Source organism: Haemophilus parainfluenzae, from assembly GCF_003252755.1.
In the GTDB taxonomy this organism is placed as follows: Bacteria; Pseudomonadota; Gammaproteobacteria; order Enterobacterales; family Pasteurellaceae; genus Haemophilus_D; species Haemophilus_D parainfluenzae_N.
The window spans coordinates 1-7,708 of record NZ_QEPT01000014.1; the positions used below are offsets into that span (position 1 = coordinate 1).

Annotated in this window: 8 protein-coding genes and 1 tRNA gene; 7 read left to right on the forward strand and 2 right to left on the reverse strand. The window is 40.0% G+C overall.

Annotated features, from left to right (window positions below):
* A partial coding sequence (locus DPV95_RS10185; RefSeq protein WP_457758357.1) for an EF-Tu C-terminal domain-related protein occupies positions 1–78 on the forward strand: 78 nt, incomplete at its 5' end.
* A 151-nt stretch (positions 79–229) separates the two neighbouring features.
* On the opposite strand, the gene DPV95_RS10190 is transcribed toward DPV95_RS10185, so the two are convergent.
* Positions 230–324 (reverse strand) — tRNA-Sec (locus tag DPV95_RS10190).
* 72 nt (positions 325–396) lie between these two features.
* Here DPV95_RS10190 and selA point away from each other — a divergent pair.
* From selA to DPV95_RS10205, 3 genes are read left to right on the forward strand one after another with little or no spacing between them, the layout of a single operon-like run.
* Positions 397–1,779 (forward strand): L-seryl-tRNA(Sec) selenium transferase, encoded by a 1,383-nt coding sequence (gene selA, locus DPV95_RS10195; protein ID WP_049367548.1) that lies wholly within the window; start codon positions 397–399, stop codon positions 1,777–1,779.
* Positions 1,776–3,635 carry a selenocysteine-specific translation elongation factor gene (selB, locus tag DPV95_RS10200; protein WP_049367547.1) on the forward strand — a complete coding sequence of 620 codons (1,860 nt, stop codon included), beginning with the start codon at positions 1,776–1,778 and terminating at the stop codon, positions 3,633–3,635. The genes selA and selB overlap by 4 nt, the downstream gene beginning before the upstream one ends.
* 7 nt (positions 3,636–3,642) lie before the next feature.
* Positions 3,643–4,545 carry an RsiV family protein gene (locus DPV95_RS10205; RefSeq protein WP_049367546.1) on the forward strand — a complete coding sequence of 301 codons (903 nt, stop codon included), beginning with the start codon at positions 3,643–3,645 and terminating at the stop codon, positions 4,543–4,545.
* Positions 4,546–4,573: 28 nt separating this feature from the next.
* Here the strand turns inward: DPV95_RS10205 and tusA are convergent, their stop codons facing one another.
* Positions 4,574–4,813, reverse strand: a complete 240-nt coding sequence (gene tusA, locus DPV95_RS10210) for a sulfurtransferase TusA (protein WP_049367545.1) — start codon at positions 4,811–4,813, stop codon at positions 4,574–4,576.
* Positions 4,814–4,929: 116 nt separating this feature from the next.
* Here tusA and DPV95_RS10215 point away from each other — a divergent pair, with 116 nt between their 5' ends.
* The 3 genes from DPV95_RS10215 to hemG are packed head-to-tail and all read left to right on the forward strand — an operon-like array spanning position 4,930 to position 7,521.
* Positions 4,930–5,541 carry a YigZ family protein gene (locus tag DPV95_RS10215; protein WP_049367544.1) on the forward strand — a complete coding sequence of 204 codons (612 nt, stop codon included), beginning with the start codon at positions 4,930–4,932 and terminating at the stop codon, positions 5,539–5,541.
* A gap of 10 nt (positions 5,542–5,551) precedes the next feature.
* On the forward strand, positions 5,552–7,015 hold the full coding sequence (locus tag DPV95_RS10220) for a TrkH family potassium uptake protein (RefSeq protein WP_049367543.1): 1,464 nt from the start codon (positions 5,552–5,554) through the stop codon (positions 7,013–7,015).
* On the forward strand, positions 7,015–7,521 hold the full coding sequence (hemG, locus tag DPV95_RS10225) for a menaquinone-dependent protoporphyrinogen IX dehydrogenase (RefSeq protein ID WP_049367542.1): 507 nt from the start codon (positions 7,015–7,017) through the stop codon (positions 7,519–7,521). The genes DPV95_RS10220 and hemG overlap by 1 nt, the downstream gene beginning before the upstream one ends.
* The last annotated feature ends 187 nt before the right edge of the window (positions 7,522–7,708 follow it).

A 7,708-nucleotide genomic window follows, 5' to 3' on the forward strand; every position in this document is an offset into this window, starting at 1 on the left:
GACCAAGGTTTACGTTTCGCAATCCGTGAAGGTGGCCGTACAGTAGGTGCTGGTGTTGTTGCGAAAATCATCAAATAATTGATGTATTAACTGTAACAAGTTAGATTAAGAAGGCGTATCGAAAGATGCGCCTTTTTGTTTGCCTAAAATTCCGCAAAATTATAATGAAAATTCAAATTAAAAAAAGTGAATGTTAGGAAGAGAGAAATAGTTGTTAGAGGAAAAAAAGTGGCGGAAGGTCATGGGAGTTGAACCCACCCGGGAACGCTGGCGTCCCCAACAGGATTTGAAGTCCTGCCACCTCACCGGAGATGACGACCTTCCGTTATTGAAATTGCGGTTACTTTAGCGTAAATTAGTTCGCAATTCAACGCCATTTTGAAATAGGAATTAAAAATGACCGCACTTTTTCAACAACTTCCTTCGGTAGATAAATTTTTAAAAACACCAGAAGGTGAAATGCTTTTAACTGAATTTGGTCATTCAGCTGTCGTGCGTGAATTACGCCAATTATTGTCTGATGGGCGCGAGTTTATCAAACAGCATCAACATTTACCGCACTTTTTTGCCGATCATTTGAATACATTGCATTATTTACAAGAGCGATTGACTCAACAAAATCATGTGCAAATTAAATCAGTCCATAATTTAACGGGCACGGTATTACACACAAATTTAGGGCGAGCCTTATGGGCTAAAAGTGCACAGCAGGCAGCACTTCATGCAATGAAAGGTAACGTGGCACTAGAATATGATTTGGAAGAAAGCAAACGCAGTCATCGAGATAATTACATTAGTGAATTACTTGCTCAACTCACAGGTGCGGAAGCTGCTTGTATTGTTAACAATAATGCAGCAGCCGTGCTCTTGATGTTAGCTACTTTTGCAAAAGATAAAGAAGTCATTATTTCTCGTGGTGAGTTAATTGAAATCGGCGGAGCATTTCGTATCCCAGACATTATGACTCAAGCAGGCTGTAAACTTGTTGAAGTGGGAACAACCAACCGCACACATTTGAAAGATTATCGTCAAGCAATCAACGAAAATACCGCTTTCTTAATGAAAGTACATTGCAGTAACTATCATATTAGTGGATTTACTGCTTCGGTTTCAGAACAAGATCTGGTTGAGCTAGGACGAGAATTTGATATTCCAGTGGTTACAGATCTGGGCAGTGGGGCATTGATTGATCTAAGCCAATATGATTTACCAAATGAGCCAACGGTGCAAGAAAAAGTCGCACAGGGCGTAAACTTGGTGTCATTCTCAGGCGATAAATTATTGGGTGGAACACAAGCCGGCATTATAGTCGGTAAAAAAGAGTGGATTGCTCAGTTACAAGCCCACCCATTAAAGCGCGTATTGCGTTGCGACAAAGTGATTTTAGCCGGGCTTGAGGCAACATTACGCCTTTATCTCCAACCGGAAAAACTCACTGAGACATTGCCAACTTTACATTTGCTCACCCAATCAATGGATGTATTAAAAGAAAAAGCCGAACAACTTAAAGTCTGTTTAGCAAACCGCTTAAAAGATTACCAGGTTGAAATTGAAGAAAGTTTTGCTCAAATTGGGAGTGGCTCTCAACCGATGGCGACGATTCCTTCTCTTGCGGTGACGATTGCAGAAAAAAAAGAGGCAAAATTAACCGCACTTTTAACAGTATTCAAAGCGTTAGAACAACCAATAATCGGTCGTGTTGAGAAAGGAAAAATTTGGTTAGATTTACGCAGCGTGGCCGACTTTAAGGCACTATTAGATACGGTGGAAAAATTATGATCATAGTAACATCAGGACACGTCGATCATGGTAAAACAGCTCTTTTGCAAGCACTGACAGGCACGAATACCGCTCATTTGCCGGAAGAAAAAAAACGTGGCATGACCATTGATTTGGGGTATGCCTATTTGCCTTTAAAAGAGAAAGTGCTAGGGTTTATTGATGTGCCTGGCCATGAAAAGTTTCTCGCCAATATGTTGGCGGGGCTTGGTGGTGTGCATTATGCGATGCTCATTGTCGCTGCAGATGAAGGGATTGCTGCACAAACTAAAGAACACTTAGCGATTTTACGTCAGCTTCAATTTACTGAAATCATGGTAGTGATTACCAAGGCTGACCGAGCAACAGATGAGCAAATCGAGGCATTAAAAACACAAATTCAGACGGATTATCCATTCTTAGCTGAATCTCATTATTTTATTACATCGGCACAAACAGGCTTAGGTATTGATGCGTTACGCGATTATTTAGCCAATTTACCTGAATTAGCTGAAATGGATAAACCGTTCCGTTACGCCATCGACCGTGTTTTTAGCGTGAAAGGGGCGGGGACAGTGGTAACAGGGACAGCATTTGCGGGAACGGTGGCCATTGATGATGAACTCTTCCTTTCTACGGGACAAAAGGTTCGCGTAAAAAATATTCATGCTCAGAATACACCGAGCGAAAAAGGCTTGGCTGGTCAACGCTTAGCTCTCAATTTAAACGTTGATTTAGATCGTATTCCAATGCAGCGTGGCGATTGGTTGTTAGCCTCAGAGGCACTTGAGCCAACCAATCGTATTACCATTGAAATTACACCTGAAGTGAATTTGAAAGACAGTCAGCCTGTACATATTTATCATGCGGCAAGCCGTACGACGGGTAAACTCACCTTGCTTGAAAGCAAAAATGCAATGAAAAATGACCGCACTTTGGCTGAAGTCATTTTAGAACAACCATTATTTTTAGCTTTCGGGGATAAATTAATTTTACGTAGTGGTGATGCGAAAGCTTTAGTTGGTGGTGCCAAGGTACTCGAAATTCATTCACCAAAACGTTATAAGCGTACAGAGGCTCGTTTAGCGTTCTTGGCTAAACTTAATCAGGCTCAAACTGCCACACAACGCATCGGATTAACCCTACAAAAAGAGGCGGTTTCAGCTCAAGCTTTAATGTGGAGTGAGCAACTAACCGAAAATCAGCTGGCTGAAGCATTAGCCGAGAATGGCGATATCCGTTTCCAAAATTGGTGTTTTAATCGCGATTATCAACGTGAAAAAACGCAGCAAATTTTGACCGCACTTGCTACCTATCATGAGCAACATAATGATCAGCTAGGTTTGAGTAAAGCCCGTTTATATCGTATTGCGACTTTAAACCAACCAGAAAACCTGATTTATCATTTTATTGAAGAAATGCTTGATGAAGGCCAGTTGCAGCAAACTCGTGGCTGGCTACATTTGCCTTCACACAAAATCCAATTTTCAGCTGAAGAGCAAACATTATGGCAAGCGGTGTTAGCAGAATTTGAGAAAGCACATGGGCAAGCCATTTGGGTGCGTGATATGGCTACAGCATTGGCGCTAGATGAAAGTGCGATGCGTAACTTTATGTATAAAGCAGGCAAGCTAGGCTACCTCACCCCAATTGTAAAAGATCGTTTTTTCCTGACTGAGAGCATTTATGCTTATGCTCGCTTAATTAAGCAAATGGCGGGTGAAGAAGGTAAAATAGCAGTTAATGAATTACGTGATAAGCTTAATTTTGGTCGAAAACTGACAGTTCAGTTAATGGAATATTTTGACCGTACCGGTTTTTTACGCCGCAAAGGTAATGATCATATTCTACGTGATAAAGATACGTTTGATTTATAGGTAATACATGAAAAAGACACTGATTTCAGCCTTAATTTTAACCGCACTTTTTACGATAACAGGTTGCGAAGATAAAGAAGCGAAAGCAACGATTGAGCAACAAACACGGACAATTGCGCAACTGACGGCAGAAAATACGCAATTAAAAGCTGAAAAAGAGAAGGCTGAGAAGGTTATTCCGGCAATTATTGCTCAAGATGATGTGATTTTTGATAAAGAGGAAACCATCAAATATCCTAAATCGGCCAAAGAAGATGAATATGTCCCTACTGAAGGTAAACTTCATTACAGTATTTCTACACTAAAAACGAATATTGAATGGTTAGATGCACTACTTTTAGAACAAATTTCAAAAAATGCTGATGGTAAACCAAGAAGCCGAGAGCAGCTTATTGCAGATTACCAAAAAGCATATGATGAAGCTAAAAAAGAAATGTTGGAGTCTCCAATAATTGGGGTTGATGAAACCTTAGATTTAGCTTTTAATCACCAAAGAGGTAAGCTTGCTGTATTTTTAATAAACTATTACAGCTATGGTGGTGGCGCTCATGGAGTTGGCGGTTATCATTATCTTAATATTGATTTAGAAACGAAAAAACTACTTTCATTTGATGATGTGTTTAAACCAAATCAGCAAGCTAAATTAAAAGAGTTGCTTTGGGAACGTTACACTCGATATGGCGAAGTAAAAGATGAGGAAGCATTTACATCAAAAGATGCTTTTGAGGTGACCGATAATTTCTATTTAGATCATGATGGGATTCACTTTGTGTATAACGTGTATGAAATTGCGTCTTACGCAGAAGGGCCACAGGAGCTTGTGATTGAGTGGTGGAATGCCCCTGCGTTATTGAAGCCTGAATTTATTCAGAAACAGTATTACCCTGTTTCGAGTAATTCGACAGAATAACAAAGTGCGGTCAGTATTGACCGCATTTTTATTGACCTTTTTTCACCCAGTATTTAAAAGGTGTATCTTTGGTTTCACTCGCTAAAAGGGTATGTTCCATAAATTGGCAGAAACTGGGAATATCGCGAGTCGTGGCAGGGTCATCCGCTAGAATAAGCAGCACTTCACCTTCATTCATATGGCGAATGTTTTTTCTCACGAGCATTACAGGTTCAGGACAACGTAAACCAACGGTATCAAGGGTTTTATCGACAGTAATTTCAGTCATGGTTTTTAATTAATTTTATTGAAATTGAGCTACATCATACAATAATTATGGGGAAATTTCGATAAATCCGCTATCAATGATAAACTACGCAACAAATTCATTTAAACAATTATTTCATGGCTGAATACCTTATCCCCAAAAGTGCGGTCGTTTTTGAAGAAGAAATTAAGAAAAGTCGATTTATCACGTATTTGCAACATACGGAAGGACCTGAACAAGCCAAAGCTTTTTGGGCAGAAATTAAATCGCAGCACCCTAATGCCCGCCATCATTGTTGGGCAGCAGTAGCCGGCAAGCCAACAGATTCTCAACAATTAGGCTTTTCTGATGACGGTGAACCAGCTGGAACCGCAGGGAAACCGATGCTATCGGCTTTGCAAGGTAGCCAAGTTGGTGAAATCAGTGCTGTTGTTGTTCGTTATTATGGGGGTATTTTATTAGGCACTGGCGGTTTAGTTCGAGCTTATGGAAATGGTGTGCAGCAAGCTTTAAAATTATTAGAAACTGAACGAAAAGTAGAACGTCAGTTATTCCAAGTTCATTGTGATTATGCACAATTAAATTGGATCCAAATTTTGTGTGAGCAACATCAAATTGAAATTTATCAGCAAGATTTTCAAGTGCAGATTACATTGCAGTTAGGCATTAGTGAAGATCAAATTAAACCTTTTGAACAAGCATTAATTGAGCGTTCGGCAGGAACGTTGAAATTAGAAGAAATGAATTAAGCGAGATATTGTGCATATTTTATCCATTATTCGGATTATCGGCATTTTGATCATGTGTTTTTCCGGCACGATGCTGATTCCAGCCTTTGTGGCGCTTATTTATGGCGATGGCGGCGGTAAAGCGTTTATGCAAGCTTTTGCATTGAGCTTAACTGTGGGCATGTTGCTTTGGTGGCCTTGTCATCACCACAAACAAGAATTGCGGTCTCGTGATGGTTTCTTAATTGTGGTGGCATTTTGGTTCGTTCTGGGCGGTTTAGCAACCTTGCCATTGCTATTATTTGATTCACCTCATTTAACAGTGGCTTCCGCCGTGTTTGAAGCATTTTCTGGGCTAACAACCACGGGGGCCACCGTCATGACAGGATTAGATAATTTACCGAAAGCTATCTTATTTTACCGTCAATTCCTACAATGGTTAGGTGGGATGGGGATCATCGTACTTGCGATTGCGATTATTCCTTTATTGGGTATTGGCGGAATGCAGTTATACCGAGCTGAAATGTCTGGCCCAATGAAAGATCAGAAAATTCAGCCACGGATAGCAGAAACGGCAAAGGCATTGTGGTTTGTTTATTTCTTTTTAACCATGTCTTGTACCTTTGCTTATTGGCTAGCAGGTATGACACCGTTTGATGCACTTACACATAGTTTCTCGACGGTATCCATTGGCGGTTTTTCTACGCATGATGCCAGTATCGGCTATTTTAATAGCTCGGCGATTAATTTTATCACGGTCATTTTCTTGTGGATTTCTGCTTGTAACTTTGCATTGCACTTCAGAGCATTTTCGACTTTAGGACGAGAAAATATTTTGAAGATTTATACAAAAGATCCGGAATTCCGATTCTTTATGAGCATTCAAATCTTGCTTATCGTGGTTTGTACATTGGTGATGATAAGCCATCAATATTTTGATTCCTCATGGCAAGATTTTGAGCAAGTCGTATTCCAAGCCGTATCAATTTCAACGACAACAGGCTATACCACATCGAATTTTGCTGAGTGGCCTTCTTTTGTGCCGATGTTATTAATTATTGCCTCTTTTATTGGGGGATGTGCAGGCTCAGTCGGTGGCGGCTTACGTGTTGCACGGATTTTAGTGCTATATCTTCAAGGTGCAAGAGAACTGAAACGATTTGTTCACCCAAATTTAGTGTATCCAATTAAATGGGGTAAAAATGTCCTTGATGAACGCGTAATTGGGAGTATTTGGGCCTTTTTCTCTGCATATCTATTGGTATTCACTATTTGTTTATTAAGTGTGATTGCATGTGGTATCGAACCTTTTGATGCCTTTAATGCGGTATTAGCAAGTATTAATAACCTTGGACCGGGATTAGGTTCAGTAAGCAGTAATATGACGGCGATGCCCGATAGTGCTAAATGGGTACTCACCATTGCGATGGTATGCGGTCGTTTAGAAATTTTCACATTATTGGCGCTCTTCACACCAGCGTTTTGGAAGGCATAATGAAAACATTAATTTTATATTCAAGCCGTGATGGACAAACTAAAAAGATTGCTGAATTTATGGCTCAGCATCTTGAAGGAGAAGTGGTGGTTTCACCGTTAATGGAGGAGCAGGATCTTCAAGTTTTTGATCGCGTGATTATTGGGGCATCCGTTCGTTATGGTCACTTTAATAAACAGGTATATCGTTTTGTAGAACGCCATCACGAATTATTGAATGCAAAAAGTGCGGTCTTTTTTGGTGTAGGTTTAACCGCGAGAAAAGAAGGAAAAGATACGCCAGAGAGAAATGTCTATGTGCGTAAGTTCCTTCAACATATAAAATGGACTCCGGCAAAAGTCGGCGTGTTTGCAGGTGCGTTGCTATATCCACGCTATAAATGGATTGATCGTGTCATGATCCAATTGATTATGAAAATTACAGGTGGTGAAACAGATGCGACTAAAGAAATTGAATATACCGATTGGGGAAAAGTAAAGGCGTTTACGGAAAGCCTGAATTCGTAGAATAAAACACCATAAAAATAGTGTTTTTTAGACTATTTGATTAAAAGATCTTCAACTAATAAAAAATTTACATTTTTTTACAAAAAGAGCTTGCAAAGGCATCTGAAATGCCTATAATACGCCCCACACAACGACGCGCTGTTGTGAATCTTAAGAAAAACCGGTGCGTCGTTCTTTTTTGCTCTTT

Excerpts from the sequence above, each read along its gene's own strand:
- tusA (WP_049367545.1), bottom strand. The coding sequence starts at position 4,813 with ATGACTGAAATTACTGTCGATAAAACCCTTGATACCGTTGGTTTACGT.
- selB (WP_049367547.1), top strand. The coding sequence starts at position 1,776 with ATGATCATAGTAACATCAGGACACGTCGATCATGGTAAAACAGCTCTT.
- DPV95_RS10215 (WP_049367544.1), top strand. The coding sequence starts at position 4,930 with ATGGCTGAATACCTTATCCCCAAAAGTGCGGTCGTTTTTGAAGAAGAA.
- hemG (WP_049367542.1), top strand. The coding sequence starts at position 7,015 with ATGAAAACATTAATTTTATATTCAAGCCGTGATGGACAAACTAAAAAG.
- DPV95_RS10205 (WP_049367546.1), top strand. The coding sequence starts at position 3,643 with ATGAAAAAGACACTGATTTCAGCCTTAATTTTAACCGCACTTTTTACG.
- selA (WP_049367548.1), top strand. The coding sequence starts at position 397 with ATGACCGCACTTTTTCAACAACTTCCTTCGGTAGATAAATTTTTAAAA.